This is a genomic window from Aureivirga sp. CE67, from assembly GCF_015767245.1.
Classification (GTDB): Bacteria; Bacteroidota; Bacteroidia; order Flavobacteriales; family Flavobacteriaceae; genus Aureivirga.
This window is the reverse complement of sequence record NZ_JADOTV010000001.1, coordinates 217,244-236,564: the sequence shown is the minus strand read 5'-3', so window position 1 is coordinate 236,564 and position 19,321 is coordinate 217,244. Positions and strand designations below refer to the sequence as shown.

Annotated in this window: 16 protein-coding genes and 2 tRNA genes; 10 read left to right on the top strand and 8 right to left on the bottom strand. The window is 29.6% G+C overall.

Going from position 1 to position 19,321, the window contains the following annotated elements:
• The first annotated feature begins 10 nt into the window (after positions 1–10).
• Positions 11–559, top strand: a complete 549-nt coding sequence (locus I0K12_RS01095) for a prolyl hydroxylase family protein (protein WP_196885052.1) — start codon at positions 11–13, stop codon at positions 557–559.
• On the opposite strand, the gene I0K12_RS01090 is transcribed toward I0K12_RS01095, so the two are convergent.
• The 3 genes from I0K12_RS01090 to I0K12_RS01080 all read right to left on the bottom strand — a co-directional run bounded on the left by I0K12_RS01090 (position 556) and on the right by I0K12_RS01080 (position 5,588).
• Positions 556–2,349, bottom strand: coding sequence for a hypothetical protein (locus I0K12_RS01090; RefSeq protein ID WP_196885051.1), 1,794 nt, complete (start codon positions 2,347–2,349; stop codon positions 556–558). The genes I0K12_RS01095 and I0K12_RS01090 overlap by 4 nt on opposite strands.
• Positions 2,350–2,507: 158 nt before the next feature.
• Entirely contained in the window at positions 2,508–2,894 is a 387-nt protein-coding gene (locus I0K12_RS01085) for a RidA family protein (protein WP_196885050.1), read from the bottom strand.
• A gap of 12 nt (positions 2,895–2,906) precedes the next feature.
• Positions 2,907–5,588, bottom strand: coding sequence for a putative LPS assembly protein LptD (locus I0K12_RS01080; protein WP_196885049.1), 2,682 nt, complete (start codon positions 5,586–5,588; stop codon positions 2,907–2,909).
• An 84-nt stretch (positions 5,589–5,672) separates the two neighbouring features.
• On the opposite strand from I0K12_RS01080, the gene I0K12_RS01075 reads away from it, so the two are divergent.
• The 6 genes from I0K12_RS01075 to I0K12_RS01050 all read left to right on the top strand — a co-directional run bounded on the left by I0K12_RS01075 (position 5,673) and on the right by I0K12_RS01050 (position 11,760).
• Positions 5,673–6,824 (top strand): N-acetylmuramoyl-L-alanine amidase, encoded by a 1,152-nt coding sequence (locus I0K12_RS01075; protein WP_196885048.1) that lies wholly within the window; start codon positions 5,673–5,675, stop codon positions 6,822–6,824.
• Between the two features lie 62 nt (positions 6,825–6,886).
• Positions 6,887–7,843: an MlaD family protein gene (locus tag I0K12_RS01070; RefSeq protein ID WP_196885047.1), complete on the top strand. Its 957-nt coding sequence runs from the start codon at positions 6,887–6,889 to the stop codon at positions 7,841–7,843.
• A gap of 79 nt (positions 7,844–7,922) precedes the next feature.
• Positions 7,923–9,230, top strand: a complete 1,308-nt coding sequence (locus I0K12_RS01065; protein WP_196885046.1) for a (Fe-S)-binding protein — start codon at positions 7,923–7,925, stop codon at positions 9,228–9,230.
• 107 nt (positions 9,231–9,337) lie between these two features.
• On the top strand, positions 9,338–10,117 hold the full coding sequence (locus I0K12_RS01060) for a (Fe-S)-binding protein (RefSeq protein ID WP_196885045.1): 780 nt from the start codon (positions 9,338–9,340) through the stop codon (positions 10,115–10,117).
• A gap of 109 nt (positions 10,118–10,226) precedes the next feature.
• Entirely contained in the window at positions 10,227–10,856 is a 630-nt protein-coding gene (locus I0K12_RS01055; protein WP_196885044.1) for an SPOR domain-containing protein, read from the top strand.
• Position 10,857: 1 nt separating this feature from the next.
• Positions 10,858–11,760 carry a 1,4-dihydroxy-2-naphthoate polyprenyltransferase gene (locus I0K12_RS01050; RefSeq protein WP_196885043.1) on the top strand — a complete coding sequence of 301 codons (903 nt, stop codon included), beginning with the start codon at positions 10,858–10,860 and terminating at the stop codon, positions 11,758–11,760.
• A 35-nt stretch (positions 11,761–11,795) separates the two neighbouring features.
• On the opposite strand, the gene I0K12_RS01045 is transcribed toward I0K12_RS01050, so the two are convergent.
• A complete protein-coding gene (locus I0K12_RS01045; RefSeq protein ID WP_196885042.1) occupies positions 11,796–13,019 on the bottom strand; it encodes a hypothetical protein in 1,224 nt (407 codons plus the stop codon).
• A gap of 216 nt (positions 13,020–13,235) precedes the next feature.
• On the opposite strand from I0K12_RS01045, the gene I0K12_RS01040 reads away from it, so the two are divergent.
• The gene (locus I0K12_RS01040) at positions 13,236–14,849 is read left to right on the top strand and encodes a CTP synthase (RefSeq protein WP_196885041.1); all 1,614 of its coding nucleotides are present in this window, start codon (positions 13,236–13,238) and stop codon (positions 14,847–14,849) included.
• A gap of 187 nt (positions 14,850–15,036) precedes the next feature.
• On the opposite strand, the gene I0K12_RS01035 is transcribed toward I0K12_RS01040, so the two are convergent.
• A tRNA-Ser gene (locus I0K12_RS01035) sits at positions 15,037–15,121 on the bottom strand.
• 6 nt (positions 15,122–15,127) lie between these two features.
• Positions 15,128–15,212, bottom strand: a tRNA-Ser gene (locus I0K12_RS01030).
• A 226-nt stretch (positions 15,213–15,438) separates the two neighbouring features.
• Here I0K12_RS01030 and I0K12_RS01025 point away from each other — a divergent pair.
• Together I0K12_RS01025 and I0K12_RS01020 are read left to right on the top strand one after the other, a co-directional pair.
• The gene (locus tag I0K12_RS01025) at positions 15,439–15,846 is read left to right on the top strand and encodes an ester cyclase (RefSeq protein WP_196885040.1); all 408 of its coding nucleotides are present in this window, start codon (positions 15,439–15,441) and stop codon (positions 15,844–15,846) included.
• Positions 15,847–15,858: 12 nt separating this feature from the next.
• A complete protein-coding gene (locus I0K12_RS01020; protein ID WP_196885039.1) occupies positions 15,859–17,211 on the top strand; it encodes a TrkH family potassium uptake protein in 1,353 nt (450 codons plus the stop codon).
• Between the two features lie 42 nt (positions 17,212–17,253).
• Here I0K12_RS01020 and I0K12_RS01015 read toward each other — a convergent pair whose 3' ends face one another.
• Complete coding sequence (locus I0K12_RS01015) at positions 17,254–18,174, bottom strand: GyrI-like domain-containing protein (RefSeq protein ID WP_196885038.1); 921 nt, start codon at positions 18,172–18,174, stop codon at positions 17,254–17,256.
• A 39-nt stretch (positions 18,175–18,213) separates the two neighbouring features.
• Positions 18,214–19,308: a lipase family protein gene (locus tag I0K12_RS01010; protein ID WP_196885037.1), complete on the bottom strand. Its 1,095-nt coding sequence runs from the start codon at positions 19,306–19,308 to the stop codon at positions 18,214–18,216.
• Between the last annotated feature and the right edge of the window lie 13 nt (positions 19,309–19,321).

Here is a 19,321-nt window from a genome sequence, read left to right as displayed (position 1 = left end):
AATATAGTTTATGAAAGTTGAGTATCTTACAAGTACTATTTGGAAAATAGATGATTTTTTGAATAAAGAAGAATGTGAAAATTTAATTCTATTTAGCGAACAAAAAGGCTATGAAGAAGCTACAGTCAGTTTGTTAAGTGGAGCTAAAATGATGAAAAATATTCGAAATAATTATCGATTGATTCATGAGGATAAAAAATTAGCAGAAAAACTGTGGTCAAGATTAGAGAATTTTTGCCCAAAAGAAATGGAAAACACTAAAGCTTCTGGTTTAAATGAATTGTTTCGTTTTTATAGATATGAGTCAAGTCAAAAATTTAAAAGACATATTGATGGAAGGTTTAAAAGAAATGAATTTGAAGAAAGTAGAATTACTTTTTTGATTTATTTAAATGATGATTTTGAAGGTGGAGAAACAAAGTTTGATGATTTAATAATTAATCCAAAAACAGGTATGGCTTTGTGTTTTATTCACGAACAAAAGCATGAAGGTATTTCTGTTGAATCTGGTGAAAAATATGTCCTTCGAACAGATGTCATGTATAAAAATGAAAATTAATTTTCAACTGGATTTTCTTCAATATTTTCGTCAGTTTTCTCTGTTTCTTCGTTTTCTTCATGAATTTCAGGATCGTTTAAATTGAAAATATTGAAGAAGATTTGAAATAAAAAGCTAAAGAAAAACATGAAAACCAAACCAAGAAGATTTAACCATAAATAAGAAAACATAGCATCAATAATTCTTTCATAAATAAATAAACCTATGATGCATATTTCAGAAACAATGAAAGCCCAAAAAGCTGCTTTCTTTTTTATAAATTTCACTAAGAAACCGATTGCAAAAAGCCCAAATGCAGCTCCGTAAAATAGAGAAGCTACAATGATTAGAGCTTCGATTAGATTTGTTTTTGGATTGATGAAAGTTGCAAACAGAATTCCGAAAATCAACCACAAATATTTAAAATAATCTTTTAGTTTCTCATGTAATTCACCACTAACTTTTTTGGTGTAAAATTTATAGAATACATCATAGAGGGTGTTTTTGGAAAGATTTCCAAGGCTATAAATGACAATAAAAATAGAGGTGAAAAAGAGTAAACCAAGAACAATACCTACAAGTCCTTTTGGAAGATAATCTCTGATAAAAGAAATAAACACATAATCTTTATCATATTCGTTGATATGAATTCCTTTTGATTTTTCAAATTTTGCTATTAAATCTCTTCCTTCTGCTCGGATTTTATCTTCGGTTTCTTCTAACTCTACTAGATCTGCTTTTAAATTTTCTGAGATTTCTTCTCCTTTTGCTTCTTTATCTAAAATTAAATATGCAATAGCTTTTTTCTGATCAAAAGCTGTTTCCAATCTGTCTTCAACATCATTGTAGGGTTCAGCATAAGCTGAATTTTCAATTTGATTAACATTACTTTGATTAAAATGAAGTGGTGTTTTATAAAAAATATGAAACACATAAATCATTACAGCTAAAAAAAGTATTAAGAACATTACAGGGATTTTCGTTAAAGCTTTTAATACTAATTTCCAACGAATGAAATGAATTGGTTTGTCTGAAAGATAACTTCTAACACTTCTTTGATTTACAGAATAAATAGAAAGAAATAGAATAGAACTACCAAAAATAGCGGTCCAAATATTATATTTCTGTTCGAGTTCCAGTTCGTAATTTATGAGGTTTAATTTATCGGAATAACCAGCAAGGTTTATGGCATTACCAAAAGTAACACCTTCAGGAAGTTTGTAAATTAAAACAATAAAAGTAATAATCATCAAAGTAACGATTAAATACATTTGATATTTCCTTATAGTAGAAAGAACGCTGATTTCAATATATAAGATAAAGAGAATTACAATGGAAGCAATGATTAAGTTTGTCCAATAAATATTTAAATGTAAAATTGAAGAAATAATAATAGAAGGAGCAATGATGATCATTCCTGTTGCTAATCCATTTTGTAACAGAACAAACATAGAAAGCATAATCCGTGTTTTTTTATCAAATCGTTTTTCTAAAAAACCATATGCAGTTTTTATTTTATGCTCTCTTGCATAGCGATTGTAGAAAGGCATAAAAATAATCGTAATCAGAATGATTGCTATTGGAACGCCAAAATAATACTGTATAAATCCCATTCCAACATGATATGCGTGACTAGGGATGAATATAAGTGAAGTGATAGAAAATTGAGAAGTTACCACGGATAAGTTTATCTGTCTAAATGTATAAGGATCATCACCATCTTTTTGCCTTTCTTTCCAAGTAAGATAGATTCCTTGCCCAACAATAAATAAACTGATAATAATAAGTAGTATCCAGTCAATTTGATCCATATATCTAATTTTGAATTCATTCTTTCTCTATTAAATATACTGAATATCTGTTAATTGTGTAAGATGTTGTTTGCTAAAATCTGAAGATTTTGAAAATAAAAAAGCATTTAAAAGGAAAACTCTTAAATGCTTTAGATAAATTATATTTTGTTTTCTGATTAGCTTTTGATTGCAATCATTGAAATTTCAACGTTTACACTTTTTGGTAAACAAGCTACTTCTACAGTTTCTCTAGCAGGAGCATTATTTTCATCAAAATACGTAGCATATACTTCGTTTATTTGTTGAAAATTATTCATGTCAGAGATGAAAATTGTTGTTTTTACTACATGATTAAATGAAACACCAGCTTCTTCCAAAACAGCTTTCATGTTTTCCATTACTTGTTTTGTCTCCACTTGGATAGAATCCATTACCAATTCTCCAGTTTTAGGATTGATTGCAATTTGACCAGAAGTATATAAAGTATTTCCTGCTAAAACTGCTTGGCTATATGGTCCAATAGGAGCAGGAGCTTTTTCTGTTTGGATAATTTTTTTTAACATATTGATATATTTTTAGAATATTCTTTCTGGTGGTTGGTTCTTATCATATTTAAGATCACTAAGAACAGAAGATTTCACTCCAATGAAGAAGTAGTAAGTTCTATTAGTTCCGAAAGGGACCCAGTTAAAGTTGAACTTCCAACTATCTAAATCTCTAGAGAATCGAAGTTGTGTGTATGAAAATCCTTTGTTTTCAAAATCATAACCAGAAGAAAAACCAACTCCCCATTTTGGTGTTAATTCAATATCTCCATTAAACTGTAAAGTGTTATTTGTATTTGCTTCTCGACCTGGTTTTGAATAATTAAAAGAATAATTAATACTTAACCTCCAAGGAATTTTAGAATTGTAGAGGTCTACCTTTTTCTCATTATCTTCTTCTTCCTCCTCTTCTTCATCAAAAATTTGATTAGAAGTATTTAAATTTCCTCCGAAAAGACCATCTGGATCGTTAAAGTTTTCTTGAGAATTTTTAGGAGATTTATTTTCTGGATTAAACATGTCGCTAGATAAAGAAAAGCTAGTGTTTAAACCTGCACCTGTCAATCTGAATAAGCTTCCTCCATTATCAATATTGAATTTGTCAATTCTACGTCCATCAACATTAATTGCATATGGATCAAAAGTTGCATTCATGTTTAAAGTTACTTTATTGTCAAAAAAGTTCGTACCTGCATTCATACTCAAAGGGCTCCATCTTAGAGAATCTGCTGCAATATTATAACTAGTACTCATGCTTAAATTGTTTAATAAAGTAATTTTTTTGTCTTCTTCATCAGGATTCTTGGAGGCGACTTTTGCTTCCACATTATTATTTACTGATATACCAATCGAGTTAGATAGACTTGTTGATGGTGATCCGAAAATACCATTTTGAAATGGAGAATATTCATCATAAATCACAGGATTGTTATTTGTCTGTACAGTTTCATTATAAAAAGAAAAATCAGGACGATAGGTATACGAAATTGTTGGAGTAATTGTATGTCTAATTGCTTTTATTTTTCCTTTTTTAAATCTAAAAGTTCCATATACTTTTGTAGATAATGATGCTCCAGCAGAATATTCTCTAAAAGACGTAAAACCTTTGATTGTATCTGTAGTAACTTCATTTAAAGTAGGATCATATGTTTTTTGTATTTCATCAAAATACCAAACTTCTTTATAAGATGCTCTTGGAGAAAATGTGAAATAATTTAAAACTTTCATGTTTGTTTTAATATTCACATCTTGTTGAATACCAAATTTAGCATCATCCCACATTTCTTTTTTGAAAAAGAATTCATCTGTAGTATTAATTCTATTTTCACCTCTAAAAGAATAAGTAACACCTAGTTTGTGTAAAGCATTTGTCTTAGATCCAGATTTTGGTTCAAAAGGGAAAATCTGATCCATATTTATCTGTAATGCTGGAAGAGTAAGAGAAATAGCTTCTGTATTTGTATTTTGATTTTGTGTAAGCGAAGCTGTCATATTAAACGGAGTACCTACGAATTTTCTATAATAAGAAATAGAAGAACTTAAAGTATTCATCAAGAAATTATTATTGTTCAACTCGTTTAAGGATTGACGATAATATTGACTACTTCCTAAGTTTACCGATGCAGAAAATCTACTATTTGGACTAGACTTCTGATCTTGTGAATGACTCCAACGAATGTTGTAGTTAGTAGCTTCCGTGTAATCAGATAACCCTTTTAAGCTTGTTTTTAAGTTTTCATAATCAAAACTGAAGTTTCCTCTAAATTTATATCGAACCACATAATTGGATTGCGCCCTGAATCCCCAACTTCCATTGGTGTAAATATCTCCTAATAATGTCAGATCTAAATAATCATTAATTGCAAAATAGTAACCCCCGTTTTGGAAAAAATATCCCTGTTGGTTAGAATCTCCCCAAGTAGGAATGATAATTCCGGAACTTCTTTCTTGTGTTAAAGGAATATATGCAAAAGGTATAAAAACAGGTGTAGGAACATCTGCAATTACAAGGTTAGTTAAACCTGCAATGATTTTTTTTCCAGGAATTACTTTTGCATTATACACTTTAATATAATAATCAGGATTTTTCTTTTTAGAAGTGGTTGCTCTTAAGTTTTTAGCATAATAAGTGGAATCATTTACTTTTTTAGTTCTTTCACTATAAGTTAAAATTCCATCACGATCAGAAGATGTGTTAAAAATCAGAGCAGCTTTTGTGTCAAAATTAAAAATAATGGAATCTTGAACTGATTCCTCTGATCCTTGCTTGAAAATTGGAGCTTGTGTATAACCTAAACTATCAATAAAAATACCAGTTGCTGTTATTTCATTTGTATTATTATTAATAATAATTTTTCCAGCTTCAATGGTGATATCTTGGTATTGAATTTTAGCCTTATTATATAAAGTTGTTATATTTGTTCTTCGATTTGTAATAATACTTTCTTCAGCGTATCTATCAACAATATCAGTTAAAATAGTAGTAGAATCTTTAGGGATTTCTACAGTTTCTTGCTCTGAATTTTCATTATTTTCTTCTTTTTTTTGCTCTTGGCCTTCTTCTTGTTGAAATAAAGCAAAAACAGTATTTTTTGAAAAAAGCTTATTATTTACAAAAGAATTATTAGAATCTAATGTAGTTGCATTTGACATTAAAGGACTAAACCCGATGAATATCAATATCAAAAGTGATTTATATAAGTTTGTTTGCAATGGTTTATGTACTATTTTTGTAATGATAAATTTATGAAAACTATCTGTAAATTTTAACAGCCCAAAAATAATTAAAATATATTGATGAAATCACAACTAATTATTAAAAATTATAGACTATTAAAACCAGTGCTTTATGTTTTGATTATCTGTAATATACTACTATTAAACACCAAAATGAACGCTCAGCAAAAACAATATAAAATTGTTTTAGATGCTGGTCATGGAGGAAAAGATCCTGGAAAAGTAGCTTTTAAAAAGTATAAGGAAAAAGATGTAGCGTTAAAAATAACAAAAAAAGTTGGTGAAATTTTAACAAAGAAAAAAAATATCAAAGTTATTTATACGAGACAAAAAGATGTTTTTGTGGATTTGTGGGAGCGAGGAAGCATTGCAAATAAGGCAGAAGCAGATCTTTTTGTTTCCATACATTTGAATGCGCACACTTCAGCAGCACATGGAACGGAGACTTATGTTTTAGGGGTAAATGCGAATCAGAAAAATTTAGAAGTTGCGAAAAAAGAAAATTCCGTAATTTTATTAGAGGAAAATTATAAAGAAAACTATGAAGGTTTTGATTTAGATTCTCCTGAGTCTTTTTTAGGTTTAACTTTAATTCAAGAAGAAAATCTGGATAAAAGTTTAACGATTGCAAGTTTGGTACAAAATAATTTTACCGATAAATTAAAAAGAAAGAATAGAGGAGTAAAACAATTAGGGTTGATTGTTTTACACCAAACATATATGCCGAGTATTTTGATTGAAGCAGGTTTTTTGACCAATAAAAAAGAATGTGATTATTTAATTTCAGAAAAAGGTCAAAATGAAATTTCGAACTCTATTGCAAATGCGATTTTAGATTATGTGAAAATTTTAGAATTAAACACTGTTGCAGAGCAAGAGAAAGTTGAGGAGAAAAAGCCTAAAAAAGAAGAGAAAAAAGAAGTAAAACAAACGAAAAAAGAAAGACCAGATATTATAGAAGGAGTGATTTATAAAGTTCAAATTGCTTCTAGTAGAAATAAAATTAAGACTTATTCTAGGAATTTTAAAGGACTAAAAGGAGTTCAAAGAGTACAAATTGGAAAAATATTTAGATATTATTACGGAGAAACGAATAGCTATAAACAAGTGAATGAGAAATTGAAATTAGCTAAGAATAAAGGTTTTAAGACTGCCTATATTGTAGCTTTCAAGAATGGAGATAAGATAAGTTTGGATGAATTATTTGAATAAAAAAATAAATAAGGAAATCCGAAAAATATTAGTAATATTGCTTTAACTAAAATAATGCTATTTTGAAACTAACTAGAGAATTAAAAACAGGAATTACATTTCTAGTAGTTATAGCCCTTTTTATATGGGGATATAACTATTTGAAAGGACATAATTTATTCGATGGAAGTTTAAGAACTTTTTATGCCAAATATGATAATGTTCATGGGTTGAATACAGCAAGTGTTGTAAGAATGAACGGATTACAGGTTGGTAAAGTAAGTAAAATATATTTTGATCCAGATACTGCAGAAAAAGGACAGATTATCGTTGCTTTTTCATTAGAAAATGACATTACTTTCTCAAAAGAGAGTGAAGCAGTTATTGCAAGTGCTGGATTAGCAGGTGGTCAAATTATTAAAATTATGCCAAAATTTGACGGAACAACTGCAGAGTCTGGAGATTATCTTCCAGGAATAGTGGAGCCAGATATTTTGACGACAGTTGCAGAAAAATTAGAGCCACTTCAAGAAAAACTTTCTGTAGTACTTACAAGTACAGATTCGCTTATGGTAGGATTAAATGATGTGCTGAATACACAATCAAGAGTTTTACTAAAAGAAGCAATCAAAGATTTAAATGGAACAGTTTATAATTTCAAGAAAATTTCTCACAACTTAGAAGGATTTACTAAAAAAGGAGGAGATATTGATAAAACCTTAAATAATATCACAGAAATTACTGCAAATTTTGAAAAGATTTCGGATACAATTTCTAATGCAAATCTTGGGAATACACTTAATAAACTTAACAGTGCGATGACCAATTTAGATGATTTAATGGTAGGAGTTCAAAATGGTGAAGGAACTTTAGGTAAATTAATGAAGAACGACACTTTATATGTGAATCTAAAGAATGCTTCAAGACAATTAGAACAATTAATTCAGGATATCAAATTACATCCTAAGCGTTATGTGAATATTTCGGTTTTCGGAAGAAAAGAAAAACCATATTCGCCACCAGCAAATCCGAATGAGTAATTTTAAAATTTTAACTAAACAAAAACAACAAAACACGAGATAAAATAGTTACCTCAAACAATTAACAAACCAAAAACAAATGCAATACATACCAAATATTCTTTTTGCTATTCTTTTAGTGGTAGGAATAGGATACTTTACACGAAATGTAAAGAAGTTAATACGAAATATAAAATTAGGAAAACCACTAGATAGGTCTGATAATTCAAATCTTCGTTGGAAGAACATGATTAATATTGCTTTAGGGCAATCAAAAATGGTGAGAAGACCAATAGCAGGAATTTTACATATCATTGTATATGTTGGTTTTATTATTATCAATATTGAGGTACTAGAAATAGTAGTTGATGGATTATTTGGTACGCACAGAATACTTTCATTTTTAGGAGGATTTTATTCATTTTTAATTGGAAGTTTCGAGATTTTAGCACTTTTAGTAATTGTTTCGGTTACTATTTTTTGGATTAGAAGAAATGTTGTAAAACTAAAACGTTTCTGGAATAAAGAAATGAAAGGTTGGCCAAAAGAAGATGGAAACTTAATTCTTTATATCGAAACAGTTTTAATGGTTTTATTTCTTACAATGAACGCATCAGATGTTCATTTCCAGGAAATGCATGCAGGAAATCCAATCAGTAGATTTATTGCAGATATTTTACCTTCAAATCCTGATACACTTCACATTATTGAGAGAGTTACTTGGTGGTTACACATTGCTGGTATTTTATTCTTCTTAAATTATTTATATTTCTCAAAACACTTACACATTTTATTAGCTTTCCCAAATACGTATTATGCGAATTTAGAGCCAAAAGGGAAATTTAAAAACAATGAAACTGTAAAGAAAGAGGTGGAAATGATGATGGATCCAAGTGCAGATCCGTTTGCAGCTCCTGCTGAACCAACAGAAGAAGAAGGTGAACCAGAGAAATTTGGAGCAAGTGATGCTACAGATTTAAGTTGGGTTTCTTTAATGAATGCTTATACTTGTACAGAATGTGGACGTTGTACTTCAGTTTGTCCAGCAAACCAAACAGGTAAAGAATTATCTCCAAGAGCTATCATGATGAAAACTCGTGATAGAATGGAAGAGATTGGAAAAAACATTGATAAAAATGGAAGTTTCCAAGATGATGGAAAACAACTTCTAAACGATTATATTACTCCAGAAGAACTTTGGGCTTGTACAAGTTGTAATGCTTGTGTGGAAGAATGTCCTGTAAATATTGATCCTCTTTCTATTATTATGGAAATGCGTCAGTATTTAGTAATGGAACAATCTGCTGCACCGCAAGAGTTGAACTTGATGATGACAAATGTAGAAAATAATGGAGCACCTTGGCAGTACAATCAAATGGATCGTTTGAATTGGAAAGATGAGGATTAATACTCCTTAAAGTCAAGATTTAATTAAAAATAATATTCGAATTTACAAAGGGAATGAATTTCTAAAATTCTTCCCTTTTACAAAATACACCAAAAAATACACAGACAATGAATGTACCAACAATGGCCGAAATGATGGCCCAAGGAAAACAACCGGAAGTTTTATTTTGGGTTGGATGTGCAGGAAGTTTTGATGATAGAGCAAAAAAGATAACAAAAGCTTTTGTAAAAATATTAAATAAAGCAAATGTAGAATTTGCGGTTTTAGGAACGGAAGAAAGTTGTACTGGAGATCCAGCAAAAAGAGCTGGAAATGAATTTGTATTTCAAATGCAAGCCATGACGAATATCGAAATCATGAATGCATATGAAGTGAAGAAAATCGTAACAGCTTGTCCTCACTGTTTTAACACAATTAAAAATGAATACCCAGGATTAGGAGGAAATTACGAAGTAATGCACCATACACAATTCTTAAAAACTCTTTTAGATGAAGGGAAGATGACAATTGAAGGTGGAAGTTACAAAGGAAAACGTATTACTTTCCATGACCCTTGTTATTTAGGAAGAGCAAACGAAGTTTATGAAGCGCCAAGAGATTTAATTCAAAAATTAGAAGTTGAATTAGTAGAAATGAAGCGTTGTAGAATAAATGGATTATGTTGTGGTGCTGGTGGAGCTCAAATGTTTAAAGAGCCAGAAAAAGGAAATAAAGACATCAATATTGAAAGAACAGAAGATGCTTTAGAAGTAAAACCAGAAATTATTGCTACAGGTTGTCCGTTCTGTAATACAATGATGACAGACGGAGTGAAGGTAAAAGAACAAGAAAATGAAATTGAGGTGTTAGATATTGCAGAGTTAATCGCAAACGCCGAAGAATTATAATTTTATAACGACATTAAAAAGTATATAAAATATTAAGATTTTTTTGCATACTATTTGTAAAAAAGTTAGATTTAGCCGTGAAAGCTTATTTAACCCTTAATTTATAATTATGCCATATTTAGAACAAAACGAATTAGTTAGACTTAAAGATGAGGCTGCTAAGGTTAGAATACTAAATGAAACTATTGAAAGTAAAGATTCAGATCTTGAAAAGTATAAAAAGCAACGAACATTCCTTTTAGGAGTTGCAATTGTAGGTTTATTAGCCACTGTTGTTGTTTTCTTTTCTTTCTCTCCAAATAATAATGAGGCTTTAGAAAATTACCTTAATGAAAGAAATTTAGATACAATTAACGCAGATACACTTAAAACATATCAAGGTTTACGTCATAAGTACAACAATCTTTTAGCAAATCAGATGGAACAACCTGAGTCTACTGATGATTCTGGAACTTCTTTTGAAGATCAAGAAGTTGTTTATAGTGTACAATTAGGAGCATATGAAGATTTTAATATTGAGTTAATTTCAGAAAACTTTACGAATTTAGCTGAGAAGAATATTAGTGGAATTAATAAGTATTCTATTGGAAACTTTCCAACTTATGAAGAGGTTTATATGCTTAAACAAGATTTAATTAAATTAGGATTTAAAGACTGTTTTGTGATTACGCAATCTTACGGAAAAGAAATTGATGTAAGAGAAGCGTTAGCACTAAGCGGAGAAGAAGAAAAATATTAAAATGGCTACATTTAAAGACTGGGTAAGTGCAGCAAGATTGCGCACTTTGCCATTGTCTGTGTCAGGAATTATATTGGGTAGCTTTATAGCTGCAGCAAACGGTTATACTAATGCAAGAATAGTTATTCTTGCATTATTTACTACTATAGGTTTCCAAGTACTTTCTAATTTTGCAAATGACTATGGTGATGGTGTAAAAGGAACAGATAATGATGAAAGAATCGGGCCTGAGAGAGCTCTACAATCAGGTGCAATTAGTCCAAAGCAAATGCTGAATGCAATTATTGTAACTTCTGTTATTTCAGCAATTTTAGGTTTAGCATTGATTTATACCGCATTTGGAAGAGAAAACTTTCTATTTACTTTAATTTTTATTGTATTGATTATTGCAAGTATTGTTGCTGCAATGAAATATACAATGGGAAAAAATGCATACGGTTACAGCGGTTTAGGAGATGTTTTTGTTTTTATTTTCTTTGGTCTTCTTAGTGTTTGTGGTACTTATTTTCTTTTTACTCAAATTTTAGATTGGAAAATATTTTTACCAGCAATTTCAGTGGGATTATTAAGTTCAGGAGTATTGAATTTGAACAATATGCGAGATATTAATTCGGATAGAAAATCTAATAAAAATACGCTTGTTGTAAAAATAGGTTCTAAGAAAGCAGTAAAATATCACACTTTTCTTATTTTAGGAGCTGTAATATGTGCTTTAGCTTATTCTTTTATAGATTTTAGGTCTTATAAGCAATTTATCTATATTGTTGCTTTCGTTCCTATTTTGATGCATTTGATAAAAGCTATTCGAACAGAGAAACCTGAAGATTTTGATCCTGAATTGAAAAAGTTAGCATTGAGTACTTTTTTATTTTCGATTCTTTTCGGATTGGGAATGATTTTGTAGAAGAGAAGTTGCGGGGGCGAATTCTAATTCTGATTTTATTCTGAGATTAGAACATTATAGTAGGATTCTACAAATAAGTTTTTAATTGGAATAATTATATCTTCTTCTTCTGGACAATTTTCAAAAACTTGTGGATTTATTGGGATACAAGTTCCTTGGTTGTTAAGAGTTGTGTTTCTGAAATTATGTTGCCAATAAGCATAAGCTTTAAAATCTTTTAAAGAATTTAAGACTTCAGGAACATCAAAACTTAATTTATTTTGAAGATTCAGTTCGATGAAATCATGTTTTCCTTCAATGTTTTCAGAAATGGAAACATAGGAAACGCCATTTTCTTCACATTTTTGAAAAATTTCATAATAAATACTATTTAACTCTTCTTTTAATTCTTCACTCATCGGATAATCAATAGCATTTATTCCTTCAAAAACATTTTGAGGAAATAGAAATGATATAGGATCTTTTTTACTATGAATTCCTTGATAATCTATCGTTGCAAAAGCATCTTGGTTGTCTGCTTTTTTTGGTAATGAATTAAAATATGAAGCGAAATCACTACTAATATAACTTGGAGCATTGAATGTAAAACACTTTACTCGAATGTCATTTGGTAATAATTTTACGTCAGAAAGCTTTTCTTGTAAAGCTTCATAGATATAGGTAGAAATTAAAAGCGAAATTCCTCCTGATTCACTTTCTCCAGAAACATAAATTTTAATAGGAAGATTTTTAACAGGATCTTTTTCAACATAACTTTCTAAATATGAAACAAAATCAACCAATTCATTTGTGGTATAATTTCTAGCTTTAAGGTTTAATATTTCTGAAGCACATTTTTCAGCACCACTAGCAACATTAACTCCCAAGAAATTACCATAACTCTTAAATTCAGATAAAGTTTTAGTACTTGGAGAAAAATTAAATGTGTTTTTATTTATACGATGTTTAGATAAAATTCCTCCAACTTTATTTTCTGTTTTAGTCTGATTTGCATACCAAACAATTTGCCAGTTCCCTTTTGTATCTAGATGTATGTTATCAAAATACATTTGTGTATCGGCTCTGTCTTGTGGTCTTGTCATCCAATTGGAGATAACGGATAAGGTGTGTAGTTCTAATTTTTCATTTATTTCTGTAATTTCAATTTCCTCTGTTAATCTTATAGGGTCAATGAGACTTTCATCTATTTTATCGTTTGTACAGGACGAAAAAAATAAAACATAAAAAATTAATACTTTTAATACGACTTTTTTTTCCATTTTACATAAATTTTAATATTTGACAATTATTTTACAGCTTGATTATAAGCTTTTTAAATTTTTCGCATATTACGATAAAATATTTTTTTAAGCAACTGATTTACAGATATTTATGAAATAAATATGTATTTTTATAGAAAGAAATATTTAATAGTTGAGAATAATAGTTTGTCAACTTAAATAGAGTTTGTACTTTTGGCAAAACCTAACACAACCATGAAAAATACTAAATACGTTTTTGTTACAGGAGGTGTAACTTCATCTCTTGGAAAAGGTATTATTGCCGCATCATTGGCCAAATTGTTGCAAGAAAGAGGATATTCTGTAACAATTCAAAAACTAGACCCATACATTAATATTGATCCAGGAACTTTAAATCCTTATGAGCACGGAGAGTGTTTCGTAACGGATGATGGAGCTGAAACAGACTTGGATTTGGGACATTACGAGAGATATTTAAACATCCCAACTTCACAAGCAAATAATGTTACTACGGGAAGAATTTACCAATCAGTAATCGAAAAAGAAAGAAAAGGAGAATTCCTTGGAAAAACAGTTCAGGTTATTCCTCATATTACAGATGAGATCAAGAATAGAATACAAATTCTTGGTAATACTGGGGAGTATGATATTGTGATTACTGAAATTGGAGGAACAATTGGAGATATTGAATCTTTACCATACGTGGAGGCTGTACGTCAATTACGTTGGGATTTAGGGAAAAACAACTCTGTTGTGATCCACCTTACTTTAGTTCCTTATTTAGCAGCTGCGGGAGAATTAAAAACAAAACCTACACAGCATTCTGTAAAGATGTTGATGCAAAGTGGTGTAAGCCCTGATGTTTTAGTTTGTCGTTCTGAACACAAATTATCTGAAAGCATTAAAGGAAAATTAGCATTATTCTGTAATGTAGAAGAAGAAGCAATTATCTCTTCTTTAGATGCAGAAACGATTTATGATGTTCCAAATTTAATGTTACAAGAAGGTTTGGATAATGTAGTGCTTAAGAATTTAAATTTAACTTCAAAAGATAATCCATTACTTACAGAATGGAATCAGTTCTTAACAAAACATAAAAACCCAAAATCTAAAATTGAAATTGGATTAATTGGGAAATATGTTGAGTTACACGATTCTTATAAATCAATCACAGAAGCTTTAATTCATGCAGGAGCAACAAATGAAACTAAGGTAAATGTAAATTGGTTACACTCTGAAGAGTTTACAGAAGAAAATGCTGCTGAAAAACTTAAAGGATTAGACGGTATTTTAGTTGCGCCAGGTTTTGGTGAAAGAGGTATTGAAGGTAAGATTGCAGCTGTGCAGTATGCTAGAGAGCAAAAGATTCCATTTTTAGGAATTTGTTTAGGAATGCAGATGGCAGTAATTGAATATTCAAGAAATGTTTTAGGTTTAGAAAAAGCAAACTCTACAGAGATGAATAGAAAAACTCCACATCCAGTAATTAATATTATGGAGGAGCAAAAAACTATTACTCACAAAGGAGGAACAATGCGTTTAGGAGCATGGAAATGTGCTTTAAAAGATGGTTCTAAGGTTAGAGAGGTTTATAAAGAAGAAATAATCGATGAACGTCATAGACATCGTTATGAATTCAACAATGAATACTTAGAGCAAATCGAAAATGCAGGAATGATTGCTACAGGAAAAAATCCAGATACAGATTTAGTAGAAATTGTAGAAATAGAAGATCATCCATGGTTTGTTGGAGTGCAATATCACCCAGAATATAAAAGTACAGTATTAAATCCACATCCTTTATTTGTAGCTTTCGTAAAAGCTTCTTTAGAGAAATCTTTAAGCTAAAAAGGAAATAGATTTTAAAATATATTAAAAAAGGGATTGTATAATTTTTTATACAATCCCTTTTCTTTTTAAAAAGAAAAAGGCTTTCTGGAAAGAAAGCCTTTATTGAATTATGAAAACTAATAAAATGTGGAAATATTGTAAACAATATCACATAAAAAAAGCTCGTAAAATTACGAGCTTTCAGCGGAAGAAGAGGGATTCGAACCCCCGGACCTGTTACAGTCAATGGTTTTCAAGACCACCGCATTCGACCACTCTGCCATTCTTCCTGGTCGCGGAGAAAGAGGGATTCGAACCCCCGGACCTGTTACAGTCAATGGTTTTCAAGACCACCGCATTCGACCACTCTGCCATTTCTCCGAGTGCAATCATTTCCTGATTGCGGTTGCAAATATAGAAACATTTTTCCATTCTGCAAGTCTTTTTTGTGGAAAAATGGTGTTTTTTTTAATTCGTTTTTTTTATTACTTAAATATGAGTTTGTTAAGTTTTAAATTTTATTAAAAAAACTTTCAGAAAGGTTAATTTTCTTCTTTTAATATGAAAAACTCATTAACTTTAGAAGAGTTGCCAAAAATATTCTGTTATGTTAAATAAGAAAAGTATAAAATTAGTAGAAGACTTTATCGAATGTATAGAAAATTCGGAAGGGCGTCATAAACTTACGCAAATAATTTCTACCGATTGTGTAAGTCATGGAACTTGTCTTGGAGTGGAGGATGTAAACACCGTTGTGGAAATGCAATCTTATATTGAAAAAATTCATCATGCTTTTTCAGATTTTCAGATTAAAATAAAAGATCTTTTTGGAGATGATGAGCGAATTTGTTTGCGTTTTGAAGGACAAGGAATTCATGATGGAAATGCTTTGTTTGGTGTTCCAGCTTTCAACGAAGAAATAACTTATGATTCATTTAATATTTTTAAAGTAGAAGATGGTAAGATAAAAGAACACTGGGGAACTTCAAACCTCTATCAAAAGATGACTAGTTAAAACAAAAAGGATATGAAGTCTTCATTATTTTCAAGATTAGTAAAAAACTATAAAAAAATTCGTGTCAAAAAATCTCCTCAAGTCAATTTAGTTTGGGGTTTTTTTGTGTATACACTTATCGGTTTTTTAATAATCTCAATTCCTTTTCTTCAAAAAACAGATATTTCAGTAATTGACAATCTTTTTACGGCTTCCTCTGCTGTTTCTACTACTGGTCTAGCAACAGTAAATATTTTAGAATCTTATACTTTAATTGGGCAGATTTGGATTTTAATTATGATTCAAATTGGAGGAATTGGTTACATGACTCTGACAACATATGTTTTACTTCTGACTTCTAGGAAAATTACAAATTGGCACGCAAAAATCATGAATGCAGAGTTTACAACTCCTAAATCAATGAAAATTAAAGATTTTCTGATTAGTGCTTTTTATTTTACGGTTTCTATGGAAGTCATCGGCTCTATAGTTCTTTATTTTTGTTTCAAAGCAGAAGGGATGGATGTTTTAAAAGCGATTTGGTATAGTATTTTTCATAGTATTTCTGCTTTTTGTACAGCAGGTTTTAGCTTAACAAAAGATAGTTTTATTGGTTTTCAAGGAAATTATATTTTTAATGGAATTATTGCTTTTCTTTCTATTGCAGGTTCATTAGGTTTTATAGTAGTTACAGATCTTTGGTTTTTGATTTCAAGAAGAACAAAAAAAATAACATATACTTCTAAATTAATACTTCTAGGTTTTTTAGGATTATTATTTTTTGGAACGATAATGATATATTTTAGTGAATCAGGAATGGAAATTAAAAATAAAGATGGATTGTTAATTGCTTTTTTTCAAGCGATGTCTGCGATGACAACAGTAGGATTTAATACTGTTCCGATTGGACAACTTTCTATGCCAATATTACTTTTAATTACAATGTTAATGTACATTGGTGCTTCGCCTTCTGGAACCGCAGGAGGGTTAAAAATCACAACTCTTTTTGCGATGGTTGCTATTTTAAAAAGTCGACTTTTTGGTCAAGAAACAATTACTCTTTTTTGGCGAAAAATTCCTTTTGAAAGGCTTTATGTTGCAACTTCGATTTTTATACTTTATACTAGTTTAATTTTCCTCTTTACATTTTTATTGACTTATACAGAAAAATTTAATCTTCAAGATTTACTTTTTGAAACGGCTTCTGCTCTTGGAACGGTTGGACTTTCTACAGGAATTACTAGTGGACTTTCAACAGCTGGAAAATTGATGATGATTTTATTAATGTTTATTGGTCGTGTGGGAGTTTTGACTTTTGGTTTCGCATTTTTGAAAAGGAGAGAAGATGAAGAGCAAAGACACAAAAAAGAAGATTTAGCTGTTTAAAAAATCTTTATCACAATTAAGTCGTGATAAAGATTAATTAGATTATTGAATCGGAATATGAAAATCTACAATACATTTCTTTTCTAGGTGTTCTTCAAAATTGTTATGATAAATTTCAAAAGGATTTTTATCTGCTTTTTTATAATTATTTTCATTCATCCAAATAAACAGACTTGTCCAAGCTTTTTCAAATTCTTGAGGATGAATTTCAAAACTTCCAACAATGCATTTTTGTTCTTCTAAAATTGTTTGATCTACCATTTTTTGTTCTGCAATTTCTTTTTCCAAAATCATACAAGCACTCATTCGAACTTGTTTGGGTTTTGTAATTTTAAAACTATCATGATAGATTGTCAACATTTTACTTTTATCAGAAAAAAGATTTTCTTCTTTTGCCCAATGAATTAATTTTTGATAAGCTACTGAAATATTTTCTTCACCAATAATTGTAACATAAGCAAGATGCATTTTTTGGATGTTTTTTACTTCAATTTTTGCATTCATATCGAACCATTTTTTTAAGTTATTTAGGATACAAATGTATTCTTCTGTTGAAGGATAAACTTTACCATTCTTGCTAATTTGTTGTTTTATTTTATGAAATTTATGTTGATTTCCCTTTCGAAACTCTGTTGGATTTATTTGATAAAACTTTTTAAAAGTTCGGGTAAAAGTTGTGTTGTTTTCAAAACCTAATTCAAGAAAAATAGCAGTGATTGATTTATCTTTTTGATGAAGTAGAAGCGAAGCCGATTTTTCAATTCTTTTTCTAGTTATATATTGATTTAAAGTTTCTTTAGTGATAAATTTAAAAATACGATGAAAATGATAAGGCGAAAAATTAGAAACTTTTGCTATTTCTTCTAACGTTAGATTTTCTTCTAAATTGGAATCTATAAATTCAAAAACTTGATTTATTTTCTTAAGATATAATTCTTCTGTTTCGTTTTTATGTTGGTTCATTTTTTTGTTTAAAAATAGAAAAAAAATCCAGTCAAAAATCTAATCATCACAATGATTTCCACTTGAAGCATTATAATCTTTCGGAACACAATTCGCCCCAAAACTATACAAATAATGATTTCTATCGTGATTATAAGCTGCATATTGAAAATAATCAATATAGTTTTTCAAAATAGTATGACTTACACTTTTATGAATTGGAAAAGTATTTTTTACATAAATTGTAGGAAAAGCAACATAAGCATCTTCACCTGTAGGGAAGTTTTTAGAAAATCCTTCTCCCAAATCAATCAAAGAAGCTTTTAAATTTTCAGAAATAGGATAAGGAATGTCATAGAGTTTATCTAAATTCCAGAATAATTTTGTGTGTGCGATATCATTTTCAAGAGAATAAAAGTTTTTTTCAAAAGGAAGATCTAAATATTCATCTACAAAAGCTTGATTATAAAAAGTTGGTTGACCAAACCCCCAAATATCAATATCTACTGTTTTTCCTTCTTTTTTCAATTGATCAAAAACAAAAGCTGTAGTGTAAACCGAAAAAGCAGAACCTAAACTATGTCCAGTAAAAGTGAAATTTGCATCTGGATTTTGATCTACAATATTTTCGATAAAATCATACATTGTCTTATCTCCATCTTTAAGCTTCATTGCAATTTTGAATATTTTCTTAGAACCTTTTGATACTTTCGCATTCGGATTATCCTCAAAAAAAGGAACAACTTCATCTAAGTCGAGAATTGTTGTTACTTCAAAAAGGTTTAGAAGTTTTGTACCCGTAAATCCTACAACATATTGGTCAGGATTATTTTTACTTTGCACCACATAAGCAGAAATACTATAAATGAAATTGGTTCCAAACCATTTTAATTCCCAATTATTATTTATTTCCAAATCTGTTCTTTTCAAATATGCTTCTAGCGCTTTTCTTTCATTAAATTTATGATCATTTAAAACATCTCCAACTGCTGCAAAAGTCATCATAAGGCGAATATCTTGATCAATATTTCCAGAACCTAAATTTCCTTTAGTATCATCTGTGTATAGTCCGTTCAAATCTGTTGTGTCATCATTATTACAACTTTGAAAAATGACAAAAAATAAAATAAAAAGATAGTAGTATTTTGCTTTCATAATTTTAAGTTTT

Excerpts from the sequence above, each read along its gene's own strand:
- I0K12_RS01095 (WP_196885052.1), top strand. The coding sequence starts at position 11 with ATGAAAGTTGAGTATCTTACAAGTACTATTTGGAAAATAGATGATTTT.
- I0K12_RS01090 (WP_196885051.1), bottom strand. The coding sequence starts at position 2,349 with ATGGATCAAATTGACTGGATACTACTTATTATTATCAGTTTATTTATT.
- I0K12_RS01085 (WP_196885050.1), bottom strand. The coding sequence starts at position 2,894 with ATGTTAAAAAAAATTATCCAAACAGAAAAAGCTCCTGCTCCTATTGGA.
- I0K12_RS01075 (WP_196885048.1), top strand. The coding sequence starts at position 5,673 with ATGAAATCACAACTAATTATTAAAAATTATAGACTATTAAAACCAGTG.
- I0K12_RS01065 (WP_196885046.1), top strand. The coding sequence starts at position 7,923 with ATGCAATACATACCAAATATTCTTTTTGCTATTCTTTTAGTGGTAGGA.
- I0K12_RS01060 (WP_196885045.1), top strand. The coding sequence starts at position 9,338 with ATGAATGTACCAACAATGGCCGAAATGATGGCCCAAGGAAAACAACCG.
- I0K12_RS01055 (WP_196885044.1), top strand. The coding sequence starts at position 10,227 with ATGCCATATTTAGAACAAAACGAATTAGTTAGACTTAAAGATGAGGCT.
- I0K12_RS01050 (WP_196885043.1), top strand. The coding sequence starts at position 10,858 with ATGGCTACATTTAAAGACTGGGTAAGTGCAGCAAGATTGCGCACTTTG.
- I0K12_RS01045 (WP_196885042.1), bottom strand. The coding sequence starts at position 13,019 with ATGGAAAAAAAAGTCGTATTAAAAGTATTAATTTTTTATGTTTTATTT.
- I0K12_RS01040 (WP_196885041.1), top strand. The coding sequence starts at position 13,236 with ATGAAAAATACTAAATACGTTTTTGTTACAGGAGGTGTAACTTCATCT.
- I0K12_RS01025 (WP_196885040.1), top strand. The coding sequence starts at position 15,439 with ATGTTAAATAAGAAAAGTATAAAATTAGTAGAAGACTTTATCGAATGT.
- I0K12_RS01020 (WP_196885039.1), top strand. The coding sequence starts at position 15,859 with ATGAAGTCTTCATTATTTTCAAGATTAGTAAAAAACTATAAAAAAATT.
- I0K12_RS01015 (WP_196885038.1), bottom strand. The coding sequence starts at position 18,174 with ATGAACCAACATAAAAACGAAACAGAAGAATTATATCTTAAGAAAATA.
- I0K12_RS01010 (WP_196885037.1), bottom strand. The coding sequence starts at position 19,308 with ATGAAAGCAAAATACTACTATCTTTTTATTTTATTTTTTGTCATTTTT.